The sequence below is a fragment of the Bradyrhizobium sp. AS23.2 genome (genome assembly GCF_001908185.1).
Classification (GTDB): domain Bacteria; phylum Pseudomonadota; class Alphaproteobacteria; order Rhizobiales; family Xanthobacteraceae; genus Bradyrhizobium.
In genome coordinates this window covers 37,201-55,841 of the sequence record NZ_LGHM01000121.1, presented here as the reverse complement: position 1 = coordinate 55,841, position 18,641 = coordinate 37,201, and the positions used below count along the sequence as shown (strand labels likewise).

Annotated in this window: 20 protein-coding genes; 10 read left to right on the top strand and 10 right to left on the bottom strand. The window is 65.3% G+C overall.

Annotated features, from left to right (window positions below; translation table 11 throughout):
* Positions 1 to 282: 282 nt before the first annotated feature.
* The 3 genes from AC630_RS25250 to AC630_RS25240 form a co-directional block, all read right to left on the bottom strand.
* A complete protein-coding gene (locus AC630_RS25250; protein ID WP_074121124.1) occupies positions 283 to 708 on the bottom strand; it encodes a hypothetical protein in 426 nt (141 codons plus the stop codon).
* Between the two features lie 323 nt (positions 709 to 1,031).
* Positions 1,032 to 1,931 (bottom strand): hypothetical protein, encoded by a 900-nt coding sequence (locus AC630_RS25245; protein ID WP_074121123.1) that lies wholly within the window; start codon positions 1,929 to 1,931, stop codon positions 1,032 to 1,034.
* 268 nt (positions 1,932 to 2,199) lie between these two features.
* The gene (locus AC630_RS25240) at positions 2,200 to 2,640 is read right to left on the bottom strand and encodes a nuclear transport factor 2 family protein (RefSeq protein WP_074121122.1); all 441 of its coding nucleotides are present in this window, start codon (positions 2,638 to 2,640) and stop codon (positions 2,200 to 2,202) included.
* Positions 2,641 to 3,027: 387 nt separating this feature from the next.
* Here AC630_RS25240 and AC630_RS25235 point away from each other — a divergent pair, with 387 nt between their 5' ends.
* From AC630_RS25235 to AC630_RS25225, 3 genes are all read left to right on the top strand, one after another.
* Positions 3,028 to 3,261, top strand: a complete 234-nt coding sequence (locus AC630_RS25235) for a hypothetical protein (protein ID WP_074121121.1) — start codon at positions 3,028 to 3,030, stop codon at positions 3,259 to 3,261.
* 271 nt (positions 3,262 to 3,532) lie between these two features.
* Positions 3,533 to 3,919: a hypothetical protein gene (locus AC630_RS25230; protein ID WP_074121120.1), complete on the top strand. Its 387-nt coding sequence runs from the start codon at positions 3,533 to 3,535 to the stop codon at positions 3,917 to 3,919.
* Positions 3,920 to 4,036: 117 nt separating this feature from the next.
* Positions 4,037 to 4,351: a hypothetical protein gene (locus AC630_RS25225; RefSeq protein WP_074121119.1), complete on the top strand. Its 315-nt coding sequence runs from the start codon at positions 4,037 to 4,039 to the stop codon at positions 4,349 to 4,351.
* Between the two features lie 17 nt (positions 4,352 to 4,368).
* Here the strand turns inward: AC630_RS25225 and uvrB are convergent, their stop codons facing one another.
* The 4 genes from uvrB to AC630_RS25205 form a co-directional block, all read right to left on the bottom strand.
* Positions 4,369 to 7,365 (bottom strand): excinuclease ABC subunit UvrB, encoded by a 2,997-nt coding sequence (gene uvrB / locus AC630_RS25220; protein WP_074121118.1) that lies wholly within the window; start codon positions 7,363 to 7,365, stop codon positions 4,369 to 4,371.
* Positions 7,366 to 7,458: 93 nt separating this feature from the next.
* Positions 7,459 to 7,689 (bottom strand): hypothetical protein, encoded by a 231-nt coding sequence (locus AC630_RS25215; RefSeq protein ID WP_074121117.1) that lies wholly within the window; start codon positions 7,687 to 7,689, stop codon positions 7,459 to 7,461.
* 56 nt (positions 7,690 to 7,745) lie between these two features.
* Positions 7,746 to 7,970 carry a hypothetical protein gene (locus AC630_RS25210; RefSeq protein WP_074121116.1) on the bottom strand — a complete coding sequence of 75 codons (225 nt, stop codon included), beginning with the start codon at positions 7,968 to 7,970 and terminating at the stop codon, positions 7,746 to 7,748.
* 124 nt (positions 7,971 to 8,094) lie between these two features.
* Entirely contained in the window at positions 8,095 to 9,012 is a 918-nt protein-coding gene (locus AC630_RS25205) for a LysR substrate-binding domain-containing protein (protein WP_074121115.1), read from the bottom strand.
* A gap of 330 nt (positions 9,013 to 9,342) precedes the next feature.
* On the opposite strand from AC630_RS25205, the gene AC630_RS25200 reads away from it, so the two are divergent.
* Together AC630_RS25200 and AC630_RS25195 are read left to right on the top strand one after the other, a co-directional pair.
* Positions 9,343 to 10,122: a sulfite exporter TauE/SafE family protein gene (locus tag AC630_RS25200; RefSeq protein WP_074121114.1), complete on the top strand. Its 780-nt coding sequence runs from the start codon at positions 9,343 to 9,345 to the stop codon at positions 10,120 to 10,122.
* Positions 10,119 to 10,349 (top strand): hypothetical protein, encoded by a 231-nt coding sequence (locus AC630_RS25195; protein ID WP_074121113.1) that lies wholly within the window; start codon positions 10,119 to 10,121, stop codon positions 10,347 to 10,349. Before AC630_RS25200 ends, AC630_RS25195 begins: the two co-directional genes overlap by 4 nt.
* Before the next feature lie 6 nt (positions 10,350 to 10,355).
* Here AC630_RS25195 and AC630_RS25190 read toward each other — a convergent pair whose 3' ends face one another.
* Positions 10,356 to 10,970, bottom strand: a complete 615-nt coding sequence (locus AC630_RS25190; RefSeq protein ID WP_074121112.1) for an SCO family protein — start codon at positions 10,968 to 10,970, stop codon at positions 10,356 to 10,358.
* Positions 10,967 to 12,082: an MBL fold metallo-hydrolase gene (locus AC630_RS25185; RefSeq protein ID WP_143198299.1), complete on the bottom strand. Its 1,116-nt coding sequence runs from the start codon at positions 12,080 to 12,082 to the stop codon at positions 10,967 to 10,969. The genes AC630_RS25190 and AC630_RS25185 overlap by 4 nt, the downstream gene beginning before the upstream one ends.
* Before the next feature lie 204 nt (positions 12,083 to 12,286).
* Between AC630_RS25185 and AC630_RS25180 the strand changes: the two genes are divergently transcribed.
* The 5 genes from AC630_RS25180 (at position 12,287) to hmuQ (ending at position 17,439) form a co-directional block, all read left to right on the top strand.
* A complete protein-coding gene (locus AC630_RS25180) occupies positions 12,287 to 12,994 on the top strand; it encodes a glutathione S-transferase N-terminal domain-containing protein (RefSeq protein ID WP_074121110.1) in 708 nt (235 codons plus the stop codon).
* Positions 12,995 to 13,106: 112 nt separating this feature from the next.
* Complete coding sequence (locus AC630_RS25175; protein ID WP_074121109.1) at positions 13,107 to 13,805, top strand: glutathione S-transferase family protein; 699 nt, start codon at positions 13,107 to 13,109, stop codon at positions 13,803 to 13,805.
* Positions 13,806 to 14,202: 397 nt separating this feature from the next.
* Positions 14,203 to 15,762: a DUF1800 domain-containing protein gene (locus AC630_RS25165; protein WP_074121130.1), complete on the top strand. Its 1,560-nt coding sequence runs from the start codon at positions 14,203 to 14,205 to the stop codon at positions 15,760 to 15,762.
* Positions 15,763 to 15,764: 2 nt separating this feature from the next.
* Positions 15,765 to 16,982 carry a DUF1501 domain-containing protein gene (locus AC630_RS25160; protein ID WP_074121129.1) on the top strand — a complete coding sequence of 406 codons (1,218 nt, stop codon included), beginning with the start codon at positions 15,765 to 15,767 and terminating at the stop codon, positions 16,980 to 16,982.
* 133 nt (positions 16,983 to 17,115) lie between these two features.
* The gene (hmuQ, locus tag AC630_RS25155; RefSeq protein WP_074121107.1) at positions 17,116 to 17,439 is read left to right on the top strand and encodes a heme-degrading protein HmuQ; all 324 of its coding nucleotides are present in this window, start codon (positions 17,116 to 17,118) and stop codon (positions 17,437 to 17,439) included.
* 16 nt (positions 17,440 to 17,455) lie between these two features.
* Here the strand turns inward: hmuQ and AC630_RS25150 are convergent, their stop codons facing one another.
* The gene (locus tag AC630_RS25150; protein WP_074121106.1) at positions 17,456 to 18,397 is read right to left on the bottom strand and encodes an aldo/keto reductase; all 942 of its coding nucleotides are present in this window, start codon (positions 18,395 to 18,397) and stop codon (positions 17,456 to 17,458) included.
* Positions 18,398 to 18,641 lie beyond the last annotated feature (244 nt).

The following is an 18,641-nucleotide window of genomic DNA, read 5'->3' as shown; positions in this document are numbered from 1 at the left end:
GCTTGTCATTGGTCGCCGGGGGCAAGCGGAAGGTTCAAAGCAGTAGTCCCTTCACCTCGCCCCGCTTGCGGGGAGAGGTCGAATTCGATCGCAGATCGAATTCGGGTGAGGGGGACTCTCCGCGAGTTCGTCTGTTACCGAATTTGCTGAAGCAGCCCCTCACCCCAACCCTCTCCCGTAAGGACGGGGAGAGGGAGACGACCCCATGATTCAAAACCACGAATCAAAACCGCCGCGCTCCCTTTCGGGAACGCGGCGGCCGGTGATGCCTGGTGCTTGCGATCAGCTGTTGCGCAGGCCGTCGGCGGCGCGCTTCCACTGCGAGACGTTGTCGGAGATCATGCGGGTCGACTTCATCGCGGCCTGGCTGAGCTGGGCGTAGCCGGAGATCTCGCGCTGGACGCGCTGGCCTTCGGCATGGAGCAGGTCGCGCAGGCTCTCGAGCTCGGAGATCAGGTTCTCGATCTCGGCGAGCGATGTGCCGGCGACGCGCTGGATCAGCGAGTTGACGTTGGTGACGGTGGCCTCCGCGCTCGGATCGAGCGGCGGCGCGTCGGTGGTGGCGGTCGATGCCGGCCGGCGCAGATAGGCGATGTCGTTACGGACGAAGTCACGGATGCCGGCTTCGACCTCGGTCACAGCGGCGAGGTTGCTGTCGACCGTCTCGGTCTCGGTGGCTTCGATCTTTTCCGGACGAATGGCGTTCATGCTTGTTCCCCTGTTCGCGTTGGGCGTAGCGCGAGCGTCCCCCGCACGACGACGTATAGGCGGACTAGGGCGTCGGATTTTGGCCGCAACTTGGCCGAGATACGGCAAGGGCGGACCATTCGGGGGCTTTGCCGTGGCGTATGGTTAGGAATGTCTGAACGCTACCGAGGAACCGAACCCCTGTCCCCCTCGTGGTGAGGAGCGCGAAGCGCGTCTCGAACCATGCAGGCCCGACTGACGTAGCTGGGGCCTCGATCCTTCGAGACGCGCTCCCTCGGAGCGCTCCTCAGGATGAGGGGAAAGAGGGGGGCGCGTGGCAGCTGCTACCAGCTCTTCTTGAAGCCGGCCGTCAGGCTCTTGTTGATCGCGCCTTGCGAGGTCTCGCCGACCGAACCGGAGACGGTGACGTTGTCGAACAGTTTCTGCTCGGCGCCGACCTTGCGCAGCCATTTGTCGTCGGTGGTCGACAGCGTCTGGCCGGCGGTGATGCTGGTGCCAGTGTCGGTGACGGTGACCTTGGCGGTCTGGTCGGTCTCGTAATTGCGGGTGGTGTGCCCGCCGATGCCGGGGAGCGCGGTCGTGCCCTGCTGGTTGACGCTGTAGCCGTTCTGGAGCGTCAGCGAATAGTCGCTCGACAGCGGCACCGATTTGGTGAGCGAGGCGCCGATCTTGCTCTGCTCGGCGCCGGGATCGACGCGGGCTTCCACCGCGGTCTTGTCCCAGATCGAGCCTGCGCCCGGCGCGGTCGCCGCTGCCCAGGCGCTGCCGGAGGATTGCGGCAGGGTGCCGCCATTGGCGGCCTTCTGCGCCAACAGCTCGGACATCGTGCGCGGCTCGCTCGTCACCGTCATGTCGGCGCCGATCCGCGTGTCCCAGAACGAGAACACGGATTGCTTCACCGTCACCGCGGAGGAGCCGTTGGCGTTGGCGTTCGACGACCAGTTCAGGCCGTCCTTGGCCGCGGCCTGCGCGCGCTTCTTCGCGGCGATGACCTCGTTCAGCGTGCCGGCGTCGATTGCGAGCTGGCCCCAGTCGAGCTTGTCGACGTCGATGCCTTTGAGCACGTCGGGGTCATTGACGTCGGGGGCCTCCGCGGCCTCGGCCTCTTCGTCAGGCGCCGCGGCCGGAATGATCTGCGCCGAGACCGTCAGCACCGAGCCCAAGATGAACGCGGCCGCCAGCACCGGCAGTCTGGTCCAGCCAAAACCTGTCGAGAATTCCATCGTCCTGCCCGCGAGCCCAGCGTATGCTTTCGGCCAATATAATACGGCCTTTCGCAATGACCATGCACCATTCGGTCCGCGCACTACATGTTGATCTATCGTTGCGAAATTGTGGCGGCTCGCCTCGAGATGCGAACCAACGGGCCGCGCGAAAGGCGCGCGCCCGATAACGAGCTTTTGACACGACGGCATCCGGCGGGGCTGGGGGCCAGGACGTCATGTGAGCGTCGTCATCGGTCCCGAATTGCGGGGCCCGTTGGCGTCCCCCTCAGCCGGTGCGGTTCATCTTCGGCAGATGAATCGCGCGGCCGAGTGCCTGCTCGACCAGGTCAAAAGTGTCGATCAGGACGCGTATGCTGATGAGCTTGCCCGCCTTGAACTGGGCGAACTGCGCCACCCGCAGCGAGATCGGCTTGCTGGAATCCAGCGCGGTCAGCGAATAGCGCAGCATGGAGGCGGCGGAATCGACGCCGAGCATGATGCTCTCGCGGTCGAAGCGGCGGACGTGGAAGTTGTCGGCGAGCTGACGGATGACGTCGAGCACGGCGTCCTTGCCCTGGCGCGCGCCGAAGAACGGAAACATGTCGATCGGGCCGTACAGCGCCCACTCGACGTCCTCGTCGATCAGGGCCTCGATATCCTCGAAATGCCGGTCGTTGATCGCGCGGTGCAACGCACGCGAGAAACGCCAGAGGCTGTGCTCTGTCATCTGGGGCAGTCCTGAAGCTGGCTTGCAGAAACGAAAAACAACCCCATGCACAGCAGGTGCCGAGGGGCCGCTCAATTCATTTGTGTACGAATAAATATGCAATTTCGGCCAAAACGCAAATCACGTTTTTGCAATGCACAATTGAGGGCGCTTTGTGAGATTTGCAATAAAACCCCGTATTTTACCGGTCCCAGCCGAGCGCTCCCCGCGCGGGTTCCCGTTCGATCGCGATGGCGTCGTCGCGCAGCGCGAGCAGGCCGAACAGCAGCGCGCCGCCGATCCCGCCGATCGCGGCTCCCACCGACCTCGTCGGCGCAACAGCGCACTGGAACCCCGACCCGCCCACGCCCGTTGGGATTCCGGCACCGCATCCGGAGATATCGATCCATGAAATCCCCGCTCATCACTGTCGCCGCGGCTCTTCTGATGCTGGGCGCGACGTCCGCGGCCAACGCCAAGGGCTGCATCAAGGGCGCCGTCGTCGGTGGCGTCGCCGGTCATTATGCCGGCCATCACGGTGTGCTCGGTGCCGCAGCCGGCTGCCTCTACGGCCGTCACCACGCCAAGGCGCAGGAAAAGCAGCAGCAACAGAGCCAGACGACCGGACAGGGCAAGCTGTAGCTCCTCGTCATTCCAGGGCACGGCATCGTCGGTCTACTCCCTCGCCCCGCTTGCGGGGAGAGGGTGGGGTGAGGGGGAGTCTCCCCGGGGGCGGTGAGAGTTTAGACTCGCGGAGAGTCCCCCTCACCCGAATTCAAGCTACGCTTGAATTCGACCTCTCCCCGCAAGCGGGGCGAGGTGAAGGTGAGCCGGTGCCAGGGCGTGACCCAACTCACATCGCCCTCTTCCCGTCGCGGCTAGCTTCATGCGCATGTCATCAGGAAGACGTGCCATGGTCGCCACCGTCGCCGCGAGAAAGTCCCGCCTGCACAACGCGCTCGAAGGCCTCGTGCTGACCGCGACGCTCCAGAGCTTCCCGACCTTCGCCGCCGCCGCGTTCCTGCTCAAGCTATGCGGCAACCACGACCTCGTCGGCGATCCCGGCGTTGCCATCTTCGTCGCCTTCGCCTCGCTCGCCCACGCGCTGCTCGCGGTCACCTTCGGGCCGCGCTTCCCGGCCTTCTTCAAGACCGTCTACGAACCAAAGCTCTTCGACGCCAGCCTGTCGCTCGCCGACAAGATCACCGCATGGCGCACCCAGCCGGTCGCCTCGCTCCAACTCGTGACCATCGTGCTGCTGCTGTCGGTGATGGCGGTGGTGACGGCGAGCGTGGGGTGAGGGGGCGACGCTCCGTCCCTTGCCTGCTCATCTCACGGTAGAGGTATCTGCGCATGTCGAGAGCGTGATCCTATGTCAGGGTAGGTCGATGTCGTCCGCCAATGATGGGAGAGTACCGTGATCAAGATCCTTATCGAGCGCGATCTTCCGGCAGGCTTCGATGTAACTGACGATGCACAGGCGGCCCGCCACGCGCGGATTGCCCTCGACGCCATCGTCGCTACGCAAGGCAAGATGCATTGGTTGTGCACATTTGCGACAGACGACCGAAAGCTGTTCGGCCTCGTGGTCGTCGAGAGCGAGCAGGTTATCGAGCAGTACGTGCGCAATGCAGGGATCGGCGGCAATGTGAAAATTCACAGAGTGCTTCGTACGCTCGACCCGGCGCTTGCTGCGCCTCCCGGCTTTGAGCCACTCTCGGCCAAGGGCTGAGCGCCACGAAGGTCCTTCTACCTCTTCTTCCACCCGCCCCGTCGCCCCGGCGCACCTCCCGTCGACTTCGGCGCGGGGCCGAACTCCGGCCCGGACTGCCGCGAGTCCGTCGGCTGGATGATCCGGCTCGTGCTGCCGAACGGCTTTGACGGCAGCGCGCGGCTCTCGCGGTAGGGCAGCGACTCCGGGCCATGCATCTCGTCGAGATGCGGCTTGTGGACCTTCGAGCCGTCACCACTGCCGCCGCCGCTCGCTTTCAGGGCGGAGCTCACGGTCTTTTTCTTCATGGCGCTGACGGGGAGGTTGGCGGCGTCGCCGTACTTCTTGGTGCCGGCATAGGCGCCGGCCTTGCCCTGGACGGTGCGCTGTTTCGCGGTGGGGTCGTCGACGACCGCGAGCTCGGTCGCGCGCAGGCGTTTGACCTCGTCGCGCAGGCGCGCGGCTTCCTCGAAGTTCAAATCGGCGGCGGCTTCGCGCATGCGCGTTTCCAGATCGGCGAGCACGGCCTCGAAATTGTGGCCGATCGAGATGACGTCGTCGGTCATGTCGTGGCCGCCGACCTCGACCAGCACGTGGTCGCGCTCGTAGACGGAGTTGAGGATATCGCCGATCTGCTTCTTCACGCTCTCCGGCGTGATGCCGTTGGCGTTGTTGTACTCGACCTGCTTCTCGCGGCGGCGGTTGGTCTCGGCGATCGCGCGCTCCATGGAGCCGGTCATGCTGTCGGCATAGAGGATCACCTTGCCGTCGACGTTGCGCGCGGCGCGGCCGATGGTCTGGATCAGCGAGGTCTCGCTGCGCAGGAAACCTTCCTTGTCGGCATCGAGGATCGCCACCAGCGCGCATTCGGGAATGTCAAGGCCTTCGCGCAGCAGGTTGATGCCGACCAGCGCGTCGAAGGCGCCGAGACGGAGGTCGCGGATGATCTCGATGCGCTCGATGGTGTCGATGTCCGAGTGCATGTAGCGGACGCGGATGCCCTGCTCGTGCAGATATTCGGTGAGGTCCTCCGCCATGCGCTTGGTCAGAACCGTGATCAGCGAGCGATAGCCGGCCTGCGCGGTGGCACGCACCTCGCCGACGAGATCGTCGACCTGGGTGCGGGCGGGGCGGATATCGACGGGAGGATCGATCAGTCCGGTGGGACGGATCACCTGCTCGACGAACACGCCGCCGCTCTCGTTGAGCTCCCAGCCGCTCGGTGTCGCCGACACCGCGACGGTCTGCGGCCGCATCATGTCCCATTCCTCGAAGCGGAGCGGGCGGTTGTCCATGCAGGAGGGCAGGCGGAAGCCGTATTCGGCCAGCGTCGCCTTGCGGCGGAAGTCGCCGCGGAACATGGCGCCGATCTGCGGGATGGTGACGTGGCTCTCGTCGGCGAAGATCAGCGCGTTGTCGGGCACGTATTCAAACAGCGTCGGCGGCGGCTCGCCGGGGCGGCGGCCCGTCAGGTAGCGCGAATAGTTCTCGATGCCGGCGCAGCTTCCCGTTGCCTCCATCATCTCGAGGTCGAACGTGGTGCGCTGCTCCAGCCGCTGCGCTTCCAAGAGGCGCCCCTGGTCGTGAAGCTGGTCGAGCCGCTGCTTGAGCTCGAACTTGATCGACTTGATCGCCTGCACCAGCGTCGGGCGCGGCGTCACATAGTGCGAGTTGGCGTACATCTTGATGAATTCGAGCTCGTCCTGCTTGTGGCCGGTGAGCGGATCGAACTCCTCGATCGTCTCGATGGTGTCGCCGAACAGGTTCACGCGCCAGGCGCGGTCTTCATAGTGCGCCGGGAAGATGTCGATGACGTCACCGCGGACACGGAAGGTGCCGCGGGTAAAATCGGCCTGCGTGCGCTTGTACTGGAGAGCTACGAGGTCGGCGATGAGCTGGCGCTGGTCGATGCGCTCGCCCTTCTTCAGTGCGAACGTCATCGCAGTGTAGGTCTCGACCGAGCCGATACCGTAGATGCACGACACCGAGGCGACGATGATGACGTCGTCGCGCTCGAGCAGCGCGCGCGTCGCCGAGTGGCGCATGCGGTCGATCTGCTCGTTTATGGACGAGTCTTTCTCGATATAGGTGTCGGTGCGCGGAACGTAGGCTTCCGGCTGGTAGTAGTCGTAATAGGAGACGAAGTATTCGACCGCGTTGTCCGGGAAGAAATTCTTGAACTCGCCGTAGAGCTGGGCGGCGAGCGTCTTGTTCGGCGCCAGGATCAGGGCCGGGCGCTGCGTCGCCTCGATCACCTTGGCCATGGTGTAGGTCTTGCCGGAGCCGGTGACCCCTAACAGCACCTGCGAACGGTCGTTGCGCTCGATGCCTTCGACGAGCTCGGCGATCGCGGTCGGCTGGTCGCCGCGCGGCTGGTATTCCGACTTGATCTCGAAGCGCACGCCGCCTTCGGACTTTTCCGGGCGCGGCGGCCGGTGCGGCGTCCACACTTTCATGGAGCCGTCGTCCTTGCGGAACTCCGGACGGCCCTCGCGGATCAGCGATTCCAGTGCGTCCGCGGTCGCCTTGACGCCGAGCGCCTCCATCTTGCTGCGCGGAGGGCGCGCCAGCGCCTCGGCGTCGTCCTCCTCAGTGGGCAAACCGAGCTGACGGGCCAGTTCCGGATCGAGCGTCGGTATCGTGGCCGCCGTGCCGTAATTGGCCTGCGGCGCTTCGTCGAAACCGCCGCTCTCGGTCGATGCACGGGCGCCCGGCGGCTGCGGATTGGGGCGCAGCGGCATCGGCCGCGCCGCGTCCTGCGGAAACTCCTTCGGCGTCGAGGCGCGCGCGCGATGCGCCGCAGCCTCGCCGCCGGCGCGGCGGTCGCGCGAATTGTCCGGCGGCGGCTGCAACCCGGTGCCCGATCCAAGCCCGGCATCGCCGCGATTGATCGCGGGATTGAGCAGTTCGGCCAGCGCCGGCCCGATCGGCTGCACGTCAGGGCGTGATGCGCGAGAATTTGGCGCCTTCGAGTTCGGTGCCTTCGATTTCGGGGATTTGCCGGATTTTTCGGAGGATGCAGATTTCTTCGCCATGGGGCGAATATGGGACGAGTCCGCTCCCCAGAAAAGGGCGAAGACCCGTTCGTACGCGGCCTGCTGACAGCAGGTTGGCAGCAGGCCTCCCGCTCACGCCACGGGCAGCGGGCCCTCGTCGTCCTCGGGCGCCGGATGCGCCTCGAGGACGTCGAGATGGATGCCTCCGCAACCGGTGCAGCGCATGGTCCAGTACTCGCACCCGGCGCGGCCGCCGATCACGCGGAGCACCGTGAGATCGCCGTCGCATTCCGGGCATTTCGACATCACATTGCGGGCATAGATTCGAGGCCGTGGCGCGTCTTCAGTTTCGATAACTGACAAGGCCGGTTCCCCCCTCTAGCGCCGCGCTGTCCCTGGCTTGCTTGCGGATTGGCCGCTTATTCGTCGTCGCTGTCGGACCGGCGGCGGAAGCGATCTATGTGATGCTTGGCATCGGCGATCGCGGCATCGCTGTCGGGCCAGGCGAAGCCGACTTCCATGGCCGGAAACAGCACGCCGTCGATGGCAACCGGGCTGAAATCAGCGCGCCGGATACGCGCGTGCCACAGTCCCTTGCCAGCTTCGAAGGATTCGATGTCAAAGCCGTCGTAGAGGGTCGTCATTGTAGGTAGTTCCCAAGGTGACTTGTTGGAGGGGTGTCTTGTTGGAGGGGCAGGACACCACGCTTGCAGATTTCCGGATGTGAAGCCGTTCACAAGCGGCCGGGCTTTTTTTGCCCGCGCGGTTTCAGTTCCGCGCTGCAGTCCGGCCGGTCCGCCTCACCGGGCGGGCTGCAGGCTCCGAGGCCGCGCGCATGATCCAGCGACGGAACGCGGCAAAATCGCGCTGCTCGGTCTGGAAGCTGCGATAGAGCAGGTACCAGCGCATGCCCTTGGGTACCGAAAGGTCGAACGGGGCGACCAGCCGGCCGGCTGCGAGGTCGTCGTCGATATAGGGCCGGATGCCCATGGCAATGCCGAGCCCGTCGGCGGCGGCCTGGAGCGCCTGACCGTAGAACTGGAACTCCGGCCCGCGGGCGTTGATGCGGGTGACGCTCGCGGCCTTGAGCCAGATCGGCCAGTCCTCGGGCGAATGCGCGACGCGGATCAGGCTCGGTCCCTTGAGATCGGCTGGGCGCTTCAGGCTGGCGGCGAGGCGGGGCACGCAGACCGGCGTGAGATCGCCGGCGAACAAGGGTTCGGCGACGAGCCCCGGCCAGTCGCCGGTGCCGAGCTTGATGCCGCAGCTCCAGTCCTCGCCGAACGGCACCGCCGCGCCGCCGGTGGTGAAGCGCACCTCGATGTCGGGCTCCTCGCTGCGAAATTCCGACAGGCGCGGGATCAGCCAGCGCATCGCAAAAGTGTGGCCGACGCCGATGGTGAGCACGCGGACACTCGACGGCGCCGTCACCTGCGCGGTGAGGCTGGCCAGCGCATCGAAGATCGGCGTCAGCCCGCCCTGATAGGCGCGGCCGGCCTGCGTCAGCACCAGCTTGTTGGCCTTGCGTTCGAACAGCGCGACGCTGAGCCGCTCTTCGAGCAGATGCACCATGCGGCTTACCGCGGCCGCCGACACGCTCAGCTCGATGCCGGCCGCGGCAAAGCTGCCGGTCCGCGCCGCCGCCTCGAATGCCTTGATGCCGTTGAGAAACAGCAGCCGCCGCAAATGACCGACCCTCAGGAAAGCTGATGCCAGGCCAAGATAACTCAGTTTGCGGGCGACGGGCAAGCGAGGCACAAGAATGCGTGTAATTCCAGGTTGAATTGTTCAGCGGCGCCGCCGCTCTTCGCCTCTCCCCGCACGCGGGGAGAGGCCGACACGCGCCGAGCGATGCGAAGCATCGTCCGAAGCGTGGCGGGTGAGGGGGACTCTCCGCGAGTCCAACTGCCACCTCCCTTGTGGAGACTCCCCCTCACCCCACCCTCTCCCCGCAAGCGGGGCGAGGGAGTGAAGCAGCTTGCGTCCCTTACGTGCCCACCACAGGAGAATCCCTTCGTGACGCCCATCATGATCGTTGCCCTTGGATTGCTGATGGTCGCCACCGCGTTCCTGTCGGGGCTGTTCGGCATGGCGGGCGGGCTGGTCCTGATCGGCGTGCTGCTGGCGCTGATGCCGCTACCGACCGCAATGGTGCTGCATGCGATCACGCAGATGGCCTCGAACGGCTGGCGCGCGCTGCTGTGGCGGGCGCATATCCGCTGGCGGCCGGTCGCGGTCTACCTGATCGGCTGTGCCGTCGCGCTCGCGGCATGGTCGATCACCCGCTACGTGCCGGACAAGCCGGTTGCGCTTTTGCTGCTCGGCATCACGCCGTTCATGGCGCGGCTGCTGCCTTCCAACATCAAGCCGAACCCCGACAGCGTCTGGCAGGGCAGCGTCTACGGTTCGATCTGCATGGGGCTGATGCTGATGACCGGCGTGTCGGGGCCGCTGCTCGACACCTTCTTCCTCGGCGGCGATTTCGGCCGGCGCGAGAAGGTGGCGACGAAGGCGATGTGCCAGCTCGTCAGCCACTTCACCAAGCTGGTCTATTTCGGCGGCGTGATCGACCAGGCGGCGACGCTCGATCCCGTGCTCGCCGGCGTCGCGATCGCAGCGTCGATGCTCGGCACCACGCTGGCGCGGCGCATCCTCGAAGCCATGACCGACCAGCAATTCCTGGCCTGGTCGAACAAACTGATTACCACCATTGCCTGCTACTACATCGGCTATGGAGGCTGGCTCCTGCTCGGCACGCAGGTCGCGGCGGCCATCGACAAGGGAGGTTTGCAATGAGCGAGACCGCCGATCCGCTGGTGCTGGACTTCGTCGAATGGGTCGCGCGCGAGCCGCGCGCCTATGCCGAGGTGATCTCGACCTGGAAGACCTCCTGCCCGCGCCTCACCATCTGGGAGGACGCCGCCGACCGCGGCTATGTCGCCCGCGAGACGCTACCCGGCCTCGGGCTGATTATCGCGGTGACGGCGGACGGTGAGAGGTTTTTGCGTACGCACGGACGGTGACACTTCTCAACGCGCGGGCTTGGTCAGCCGTGGCCGGATGATCTCGACCATGCGCTCGGCTGACGTGCCCGGCGGGAAGAACCCGAGATATTTGCCGTCACGGTCCATCAGGTAAATGTAGGCGGTGTGGTCGACCGTGTAGTTGTCGGCCTCCTTGCCCAGAGCAACTTTCGCGTAATAGACCTTGTAGGCATCTGCTGCTTTGCGGATCGCGTCGTCGCTGCCCGTCAGTCCGATCAGGCGCGGATGAAACAGCGGCACGTACTCGGCGAGATGCTCCGCCGTGTCGCGTGCGGGATCGAGCGTGATGAAGATCGGCTGCACCTCCTCCCCCTCCGGCCCCAGCAATTCCAGCGCCTGCGCGATTGCCATCAAATCGGTCGGGCAGACGTCGGGACAATAGGTGAAGCCGAAATAGACCAGCATCAGATGTCCACGGAAGTCCCGGTCGGTGCGCGTCTTTCCGGTGTGGTCGACAAGCGCGAGCGGTCCGCCGATGGGCTCCCGATTCCACATCAGGATGTCCATGGTCTCGGCAGCCGAACGCGCGACCGCATCGCCTACGCAAGCCGGCACGAGCGCCAGCCACAGGCCCAGCCAGCAGGCTATGCGCAATGTCATACGCCGAAGGTGAGGCGACTGCCGGTCGTCGTCACCATAACCTTGTCCGGCATTTGCGCACTCGCCTCCTGCACGAAGTTGAGCCCGCTGCAATGCATGGGCACGACGACGTCGGGATTGAGCGCCTTGATCTCGCCGACGACCTGCGTGAGGTAGTCCTTGGGTGCCGGTCCAAGATGGAAGCCGCCGACGATGGCATGCACCTTCTCGATGCCCGAAACCTCCTGCGCCTGCTTCACCGAATTGACGATGCCGACATGGCCGCAGGACGAGATCACGACCAAACCCAGATCCCGGACATTGAAGCAGGTCGCATGCTCGTGGATGTGCTCGTCGGGCACGATCTTGCCGTCCATCTCCGCCGGCAGATAGTGCCCGACGTTGCAGCCGAGGCCGTCCTTCATGCCGAATTCAACCAGCGTATTCGGCAGCACGCGTTCCGAGCTGCGACGGGTGATCTTGCCGGTGGTGAAGGCATGGCCCGCGATCACCGTCGGTGTCTCGCAGAGCACGGTCGTCACCTTCTGTGCTGCGAGTTGGCGGCGGTCCAGCGTGCCGAAATCGGCGAACTGCCCCTGCGTCGGCGTCGGGTTGACGCGATGGCAGAAATTGTCCTCGCCGCCGGCGTAGAGCTTGACGTCGGCCGGCAGCTTGTCGCGGAACTTGTCGAGGAATCCGTTGAGCCCGCCGAAGTGGTCGTAATGGCCGTGGCTGACGATCAGCGCGTCGAGCTTGGCGGGATCGACGCCGATCAGCGCCATGTTGTTGAGCAGTACCTCGGGCGTATAGCCATAGTCCAACATCAACGTGCGCTGATTGCCGCCGCCCTGCGACTCCAGCCAGAGCGACAGGCCCCATTCGTTGTGCAGGGACTTGCGGAAGTCGGGCGTGCGCGCCGCAGGCGCGATGGAGACGCCGTTGATCTGCTTCGGTCGAAAGAACAGGTCGAAGCTTGAATCCACCAGCACCCTGATCGAGAGCTTGTCGACGGTCGGAACCTCGATCGGCGCCGCGCTCGCAATCTCAACGCAAGTGAAGGTGTTGGTCGCGGCCGCGGCGGCCAGCGCCGCCGAGCCAAGAAGAAAGTCGCGTCGCGCAATGCTGCTCATCACAAACTCCTCCCCGATATCTATAGTTTCTCGAAAATGGCGTGAGCTTAGGTCCGATGTGCAACAGGCACAACGCGCGAGGCGGATGCTGCGGGGAATTTCAGATCACCGCGGCGTGAGGCCGGTCCGATTGACAGGCGCACCGAATGGCGCAATCTTCATGCAGCTGCATCTTCTCGCAGCCGCCAGAAGCCGGAAAACACAGCCATGATCGACCTGCATTACTGGACCACGCCGAACGGCCACAAAGTCACGATGTTCCTTGAGGAGACCGGGCTCAAATACAAGGTCATCCCGGTCAACATTGGCAAGGGCGAGCAATTCAAGCCGGAGTTCTTGGCCGTCGCGCCGAACAACCGCATTCCCGCGATCGTCGACCACGCGCCGAAGGGCGGCACCAAGCCGCTGTCGATCTTCGAATCCGGCGCCATCCTGCTCTATCTCGCCGAGAAAACCGGCCAGTTTCTCCCGACCGATCTCTACGCGCATTACGACGTCATCCAGTGGACGTTCTGGCAGATGGGTGGTCTCGGCCCGATGGCCGGCCAGAACCACCACTTCCGCAACTACGCGCAGGAGAAGATTCCTTACGCGATCGACCGCTATGTCAACGAGACCAACCGGCTTTACGGCGTGCTGAACAAGCGCCTCGCCGATCGTGAATTCGTCGCCGGCGACTACTCGATCGCGGACATGGCCTCCTATCCCTGGGTGGTCGGTTATGCGAACCAGGGCCAGAACATCGACGATTTCCCGCATCTGAAGCGCTGGCTCGAAGCCATCCGCGTCCGTCCCGCCACCGAACGTGCCTATGCGCTGGCGAAAGAGGTCAACCCGAACTTCGGCAAGCCTGCGATCCGCACCGACGAGGAGCGCAAGATCTTGTTCGGGCAAACGGCATCGGTGGTGAGGTAGCGCACGCTGCTGCTCCCACATCGTCATTGCGAGCGCAAGCGAAGCATTCCAGAATGTCTCTGCGGCGATAGTCTGGATTGCTTCGCTGCGCTCGCAATGACGGAACCTCACTATGTCACTCAAACTCTTCGAACTCGTCGGCACCGATGCCTCGCGCCCGTTCAGCCCGTATTGCTGGCGCACGCGGATGGCGCTCGCACACAAGCACCTGACTGCGGAAACGCTGCCCTGGCGCTTCACCGAGAAGAGCGCGATCGCGCCGCACGGCTCGGAGAAGGTCCCGGTGCTTTTGCACGATGACAAGCCGGTCGTCGATTCCTGGGCGATCGCGAATTATCTCGAGGACACTTTTCCAAACCAGCCGTCGCTGTTCGGCGGCGAGGGCGGTCGCGCCATGGCCCGCATGCTCAACGCCTGGGGCGACATCGCCATCGTCGGCGGCATCTTTCCGCTGATCATCGCCGACATCCCCAAGAATCTGGCTGAGGTCGACGCCGCCTATTTCCGCAAGTCGCGCGAGGCCCGTTTCGGCGGCAAGAGCCTGGAAGAGATCATGGCGAGCCGCGACACCGGCGTGGTTGCCTTCCGCAAGTCTCTGGAGGTGATGCGCCAGACCTTCAAGACGCAGCCCTATCTCGGTGGACGTGCACCGAACTACGCCGACTACATCGTGTTCGGCGGTTTTCAGTGGGCGCGGGCTGTCAGTCCGTTCAAGCTGCTCGAGGCGGATGATCCGGTCTACGTGTGGCGGGAAAAACTGCTCGACGCGTTCGATGGCATGGCGCGGAAATCGCCGGGGCATCCAGTCTAAGCTTCGTAGCCCGGATGGAGCGCAGCGAAATCCGGGATTCGCGCCCGCAGGACGATTCCCGGATTACGCTTGCGCTCCATCCGGGCTACGCGGATGCCTCCGCGGCCGCCTTCCGCAGGCATTCCCGGCACAGACAATCCTCGCTCTTGATCGGCATCGGCAGGCGTGCCGTTTCCTCCGCGCACCAGCAGGTGCCCGAGAGATCGCAGCCGAACTCGGCGCCGCAGCGGGAACAGGCGAGGCGGCGCGATGCCGGCAATGAAAATTCTTTCGGATTTGTCATGATTTACGCAAAGGCTTCGCCGTCATTTTCATGCCGGGTTCATCTGTCGCTGCGCTATATTACCCGTCGCGCATGGACTCGAAAAGCGGTTGGCAACGCGCGAAGGACAAATCGATGGCCCGCGATTCGCATGCCGCCCTCGTTGCGCTCAACCGTTTCGGCTTCGGGGCCCGCGGCGGCGCATCTGGCGATCTCATCAACGCAGCCTCCGATCCCAGAGGTTTCGTGAAGGCGGAATTGTCCCGGCCCAGCGGGGTGCTGCTGGAAGCGCCGGGCCTGCAGTCGACGCCGCAGCTCGGGCAGGCCGTGTTCGCCTATCAGGACCAGGTCAAGCAGGCGCGCGAGGCCGCGAAGGCCGCCGCGCCCGCCGAAACGTCACTGCCGCAGGCGCCGGCCGATCAGAAGCCCGCCTTGCGCCGCAACCTGTCGCTGAACGCGGTTGCGACCGAGATCGCCGGCCAGATGGCCGAGGCGAAGCCGGCCGACAACGCAGCGAAGTCCGAGACCATGCAGCCGAACATGGCCGTGCCGCCTGCCGCCAAACCTGCGCCGCAGCCGCTCAACGTCATCCAGAAAACCTTTCGCGCCGAGGCGCTGGCGCGATTGCAGCGTGCAACCCTGGTCGAGTGCGGCTTCACCGAGCGGCTGGTCGTATTCTGGTCCAACCATTTCTGCATCTCCGCGGCCAAGGGCGAGCTGGCGCGGATGTGGGCCGGCGCGTTCGAGCGTGAGGCGATCCGGCCGCATGTGCTCGGGCGCTTCGCCGACATGCTCAGGTCCGTCGAGCAGCATCCGGCGATGCTGTTCTTCCTCGACAACCAGCAATCGCTCGGACCGGATTCGCGCGCAGGACAGAACCGCAAGCGCGGGCTGAACGAGAATCTCGCGCGCGAGATCATGGAGCTGCATACGCTCGGCGTCGGCGGCGGTTACACGCAGGAGGACGTCACCTCGCTCGCGCGCATCATCACGGGCTGGACCTTTGCCGGCCGGCAAGGGCAGCTCGGCACCCCCGGCTCCTTCGTCTTCAACACCAACGCGCACCAGCCCGGGCCGCAGGTGCTGCTCGGCAAGACCTACGAGGCGACGGGCCTTGGGCAGGGCGAGGCTGCGCTCGCCGACATCGCGCGCCATCCGTCGACGGCGACGTTCATCGCCACGAAATTCGTCCGGCATTTCGTTGCCGACGATCCGCCACAAGCATTGGTCGCGCGCCTGCGCGACGTCTTCGTCAAGACCGAGGGTGACCTCAAGGCGATGGCGGTTGCGCTCGTCGATTCCGATGAGGCGTGGAAGGCGCCGCTGACCAAGATGCGCTCGCCTTACGACTTCGTGGTCGCAAGCGGCCGGCTGCTCGCGCGCGTGCCGGAGGATCCCGGCGCCTATCTGAACAATCTCAACCTGCTGGGACAGCCGCTGTGGTCGCCGGCCGGCCCCAATGGCTTTCCCGATACCAGCGCGGCCTGGGCCGCGCCCGAAGGCATCAAGCTCCGGCTCGACATCGCAGCGCAAATGGGCGCGCGGCTCGGCAACAACATCGACCCGCTCGACCTCTTGGAATTCGCGGCGGCGGATGCGGCCTCGGTCGAAACGCGGCGGACCATCGAGCGCGCGGAGTCGCGCCAGCAGGCGCTGGCGCTGCTGTTGATGTCGCCGGAAATGCAGAGGAGGTGATGATGTTGGATTGCGTCGAGAACCGGCTCCTCACTTCGCGCCGCGGCCTGTTGCTCGGCGGCGCCTCCTTCGCGGCCTGGGCCTATTTGCCGAAATTCGCCGGTGCGGCCGACGGGCGCGATCCGCGGCTGATCGTGGTGATCCTGCGCGGCGCGCTCGACGGGCTCGCGACCGTCGCGCCGATCGGTGATCCCGATTATGCCGGCCTGCATGGTTCGATCGCGCTCGCGGCGAGCGGTGCGCATCCCGCAATCATGCTCGACCCCTTCTTCGCGCTGCATCCGGCGATGCCGGAGTTCGCGCGCATGTATCGCGACATGCATGCCGCGGTGATCCACGCGGTCGCGACGCCCTATCGCGACCGTTCGCATTTCGATGGCCAGGACGTGCTTGAAAGCGGCTACGCCGGTCCCGGCCGCGTGCAGTCCGGCTGGCTCAACCGCGCGCTGGAAGCGCTGCCGCGCGGCGAGCGCGTGTCGAGCGGTCTTGCGGTGGGGCCGACCACGCCGCTGGTGCTGCGCGGAAATGCGCCGACCGTCGGCTGGGCGCCGGTCGCACTGCCGCAGGCCGACGATGACACCGCGATGCGTCTCGTCGATCTCTACCGTCACCGTGATCCCGCGCTGGCCTCGGCATTGTCGCAAGGCCTCCAGCTCGAGAAGGTCGCGAGCGGCGACGACATGAAGCCGAAGGGCGGCAATGCCGTCGCGCAGATGCGCCAGGTCGCGCGCGGCGCGGCAAAACTGATGGCGGCCGATGATGGTCCGCGCATCGCGGCGCTCGCTTTCGACGGCTGGGACACCCATGCCAATGAAGGCGGTCCGGTCGGGCGTCTGGCGTTCCTGCTCGGCGGGCTCGACGGCGCGCTCGCCGAATTCGAAAGCGGCCTCGGCGGTCGCTGGCGCGACACCGTCGTCGTCGTCGCCACCGAGTTCGGCCGCACCGCGCGCATCAACGGAACCGACGGCACCGACCACGGCACCGGCACCATCGCGCTGCTCGCGGGAGGCGCCGTGAAAGGCGGCCGCGTCATCTCCGACTGGCCGGGCCTGAAGCTCGCCAACCTCTATGAGGCCCGCGACCTCAAGCCCACCACCGATCTGCGCTCGGTGATCAAGGGCGTGCTGCAGGGCCAGTTCGGCCTGTCCGATCGCGTGCTGGCCGAGACGGTCTTCCCCGACAGCGCCGCCGCACGCCCGATGAAGGGATTGGTTGTCTAGACCGTCATTCCGGGGCGCGCGCCAGCGCGAGCCCGGAATCCATCTATCCGCGGAAACATGGATTCCGGGCCTGCGCCTTGCGGCGCATCCCGGAATGACGACATGATGAGCCGAACTGTAGGAGACCATCCGCATGTACATCGCCATGAACCGCTTCCGCGTCGCCAAGGGCTCTGAAGCTACCTTCGAGCAGGTCTGGCTCACCCGAGACACGCATCTCGACAAGGTGCCGGGCTTCGTCGAATTCCATCTGCTCAGGGGACCCGAGCTCGAGGATCATACGCTGTACGCCTCGCACACCGTGTGGGCGAACCACGCCGCGTTCGAGGCCTGGACCAAGTCGGAAGCGTTTCGCGCGGCGCATAATCGGGCGGGCGATAACAAGCCGCTCTATCTCGGCCATCCCCAGTTCGAAGGCTTCGAGGTGATGCAGACGGTGGGACGCGGCGCGAAGTAGCGCCGCGCCGCAAACATCAGCCCTTGGTGATCTTGTCGATCTCCGCCATCTCCTCGGCGCTGAGCTTCCAGGCGATCGCCTTGACGTTCTCCTCGATCTGCTCGACGCGGGTCGCGCCGGCGATCACGCTCGACACCTGCGGGCGCGCGGCGAGCCAGGAGAAGGCAAGCTCGAGCATCGAATGGCCACGCGCCTTCGCGAAGGCCGTGAGCTTCTCGACGATGTCCTCGTTGCGCGGCGTGACGTAACGGTCGCGCAGCCGCTGCACCTTGCCGAAACGGGTGTCATCAGGCGCCGCCTCGCCCTTCCGGTATTTGCCGGTCAGAAGTCCGCTGGCGAGCGGGAAGAACGGCAATAATCCGAGCTTGTATTCCTGCGCGGCCGGCAGCAAGTCCTTCTCGATGTCGCGCACGACGAGGGAATATTCGTCCTGGCAGGAGACGAAGCGGCTGACATTCATCGCGCGTGCGACATATTCCGCCTCGGCGACCCGCCAAGCCGGAAAGTTCGAGTTGCCGATGTAGCGCACCTTGCCCTGCCGGACGAGATCGTCGAGCGCGCGCAAGCTCTCCTCGATCGGCGTCAGCGGGTCATAGTCGTGCTGCTGGTAGAGATCGATGTAATCGGTCTTCAGCCGCTTCAGGCTCGCTTCCACCGCCTCCATGATATAGCGGCGCGAGGCGCCCTGCTTGGTTCCGTCCTCCGCCATCGGCTTGGAGTATTTCGTCGCCAGCACGATGTCCTTGCGGCGATCGCCCAGCACGGCGCCGAGCACATTTTCCGAGCCGCCCATGTTCGAATAGATGTCGGCGGTGTCGAACAGCGTGATGCCGAGATCGAGCGCGCGATGGATCACCTTGCGCGAGGTCTCCAGATCCGTGCGCTGGCCGAAATTGTTGCAGCCGAGTCCGACCGCAGATACGCGAAGGCCGGAGGCGCCGAGATTACGAATTTCCATGGGAGATCCTGTCAGAGATGAGCAGCGCGGCATTGTGACCGCGGTACGCGCTACCGGCAAGCCGCTGCCTGCGTTGCCGCCATGCTGACAATTGCGGGTAAAAAAAATGCGGCCCCTGTCAGACGCGGCGACTGACGGGGACCGCTTTGGGGCGCTTGATCGGTGACGGGGGCCTGATCAGACGCAGGGCGTATCCTAGCCCCTGAGTGTTACGCGCAGGTGACAGGCGCGTTATCCACAGGGC

Excerpts from the sequence above, each read along its gene's own strand:
- AC630_RS25230 (WP_074121120.1), top strand. The coding sequence starts at position 3,533 with ATGGTCGCCACCGTCGCCGCGAGAAAGTCCCGCCTGCACAACGCGCTC.
- AC630_RS25150 (WP_074121106.1), bottom strand. The coding sequence starts at position 18,397 with ATGGAAATTCGTAATCTCGGCGCCTCCGGCCTTCGCGTATCTGCGGTC.
- AC630_RS25195 (WP_074121113.1), top strand. The coding sequence starts at position 10,119 with ATGAGCGAGACCGCCGATCCGCTGGTGCTGGACTTCGTCGAATGGGTC.
- AC630_RS25210 (WP_074121116.1), bottom strand. The coding sequence starts at position 7,970 with ATGACGACCCTCTACGACGGCTTTGACATCGAATCCTTCGAAGCTGGC.
- AC630_RS25165 (WP_074121130.1), top strand. The coding sequence starts at position 14,203 with ATGGCCCGCGATTCGCATGCCGCCCTCGTTGCGCTCAACCGTTTCGGC.
- AC630_RS25235 (WP_074121121.1), top strand. The coding sequence starts at position 3,028 with ATGAAATCCCCGCTCATCACTGTCGCCGCGGCTCTTCTGATGCTGGGC.
- AC630_RS25180 (WP_074121110.1), top strand. The coding sequence starts at position 12,287 with ATGATCGACCTGCATTACTGGACCACGCCGAACGGCCACAAAGTCACG.
- AC630_RS25245 (WP_074121123.1), bottom strand. The coding sequence starts at position 1,931 with ATGGAATTCTCGACAGGTTTTGGCTGGACCAGACTGCCGGTGCTGGCG.
- AC630_RS25175 (WP_074121109.1), top strand. The coding sequence starts at position 13,107 with ATGTCACTCAAACTCTTCGAACTCGTCGGCACCGATGCCTCGCGCCCG.
- hmuQ (WP_074121107.1), top strand. The coding sequence starts at position 17,116 with ATGTACATCGCCATGAACCGCTTCCGCGTCGCCAAGGGCTCTGAAGCT.
- AC630_RS25190 (WP_074121112.1), bottom strand. The coding sequence starts at position 10,970 with ATGACATTGCGCATAGCCTGCTGGCTGGGCCTGTGGCTGGCGCTCGTG.
- AC630_RS25160 (WP_074121129.1), top strand. The coding sequence starts at position 15,765 with ATGTTGGATTGCGTCGAGAACCGGCTCCTCACTTCGCGCCGCGGCCTG.
- AC630_RS25250 (WP_074121124.1), bottom strand. The coding sequence starts at position 708 with ATGAACGCCATTCGTCCGGAAAAGATCGAAGCCACCGAGACCGAGACG.
- uvrB (WP_074121118.1), bottom strand. The coding sequence starts at position 7,365 with ATGGCGAAGAAATCTGCATCCTCCGAAAAATCCGGCAAATCCCCGAAA.
- AC630_RS25240 (WP_074121122.1), bottom strand. The coding sequence starts at position 2,640 with ATGACAGAGCACAGCCTCTGGCGTTTCTCGCGTGCGTTGCACCGCGCG.